Source organism: Piscibacillus sp. B03, assembly GCF_052246295.1.
Lineage (GTDB): Bacteria > Bacillota > Bacilli > Bacillales > Alkalibacillaceae > Piscibacillus.
The window spans coordinates 1-1,685 of the sequence record NZ_JBQQCO010000081.1; the positions used below are offsets into that span (position 1 = coordinate 1).

Here is a 1,685-nt window from a genome sequence, read left to right on the forward strand (position 1 = left end):
AGTTTGTGTCAAGATTTTCTCGATGTAGTTTTTATACCGGTATTTTCGGCACTCTATTTTTGTACACTTTTTGGCTACCGCGCTATCGCTTGCTGGCCCTAACATCATTGTTACGTTCTAACGAACCTAACAATGATGTTAGGGAATAGACATTATTTTATTTAAAGCTTTTTAATAGTTGTCCTACCGCTGATGAGTGTGGGGCATATAAACTAATAGATCCCTTTCTCACACTACCCGTTGATGGCGCTACTTTATTTAACTTTTGAACGAGTCGAATGGTACGTCTAACCTCACGCTGCTTTCTGACACTCCGTTTCTGATGATTGAGGTACGCTTGACGTAACGTTCGGTTCAACATGCCTTGTTTGACTTTCACCATTGCTTCTACACCTTGTTTACTCCAATGCATGCCACGTTTCTTCATCCGGTACGTGATAAGACGTTGGTTTGATTCCATCGCTCCCAGCGTACGGGCATCATCAGGTATTTGATCAACTTCGTCCCGCCAATCGAAGATTCGGTCCCAATTATTTTGAATATATGACCTAAATTCCTGGAGATTTTCAATCTTTTTATCATCTTCAAGCGTGCTTTCATACGTATCCATCCATAAAACAAAATGATTCCAATTGTGTTCATGGATAGCCTTTCTAACCTCATGTTTATAATCACTCTTTTTGTGGCCAAATGCACGATTTAAGGCCTGGGCAATATGATAAGCATCTAGTTGGCTTAGCACCTTATGTTTGGACTGCGAAAAGGCTTCTTGAAACCTTTCTGGCGTATAGCCATGGCCACCATCACTATTCGTCACCACTTGTGTGTTTTCCAGAGAGTAATGATGGGCTGTAAAGGCTTGAACTTCTTTCCAAAACGTATCCGTGGGTTGGGCCGTCATCAAATAGTGTGGATGTTTTAACGATATTCGTTTGCCATGTTCTATCCAACCTTCATAAATTAACGCGTGACGAACTTCATAATGTTTTCGCCGTTCAGTCCCACGAACATATACACCATCAGCCTCCACGTATAAAAAGTTGACTTCTTTACCTTCAGGTAATGAATCTGATTCCTCTAATTCAATGACTTGATCGTGGTCTGCTTGTTTTTGTGCTTCACCCACACGTCGTACAATCGATCCAACGGTTTGATGACTAATGTGTACGGCACTCCATTCTTTTAACACACGTGCTACTTCCCTATACGTACTTTCACTTGCCATTTCAGCTATTTTCACTTCTACCAATGGACTATAACGTTGATACTTTCTAAATCCCAACCATTCATCCAATGGATAATGCGGTTGCCCGTGTTCATCTCCCATTAATGTACGTTGAAAGCGAACTGACCCAAACATAAACTGCATCGTTTTCCAGTCTGTCCGTTTAACTGTCCATTCTTCTTTTTGTCTTCGCTTTTTGATGACTTGATCAATTTGATTAAACGCTTCGCCAACACACGTTTCAAAAACTTCAAACATGTATTGATGTACACGTTCCTCAAATTCAATTAAATTATTTGTTTCCTTTATTATTTCGTGAATTCTTGATATAATTTGTTTCATGAGAAGGCCTCTTTCTATATGTATTTGCCGTCGAAGCATACATATATGATAGAGTGCCTTCTCTTTTTTTACTAGTTAATTTTTGGTAATTTAACCTCGAGAACTATTTTACACTTAC

The 1,685-nt window shown here is 39.4% G+C and carries 1 protein-coding gene; it reads right to left on the reverse strand.

The annotated features are described in order from the left end of the window. Positions 1–157: 157 nt before the first annotated feature. Positions 158–1,567 carry an ISLre2 family transposase gene (locus tag ACTWQB_RS17220; RefSeq protein ID WP_443140388.1) on the reverse strand — a complete coding sequence of 470 codons (1,410 nt, stop codon included), beginning with the start codon at positions 1,565–1,567 and terminating at the stop codon, positions 158–160. Positions 1,568–1,685: the final 118 nt, after the last annotated feature.

What these genes read in the sequence shown, in the direction of transcription:
- ACTWQB_RS17220 (WP_443140388.1), bottom strand. Translation starts at nt 1,567, where the DNA reads ATGAAACAAATTATATCAAGAATTCACGAAATAATAAAGGAAACAAAT.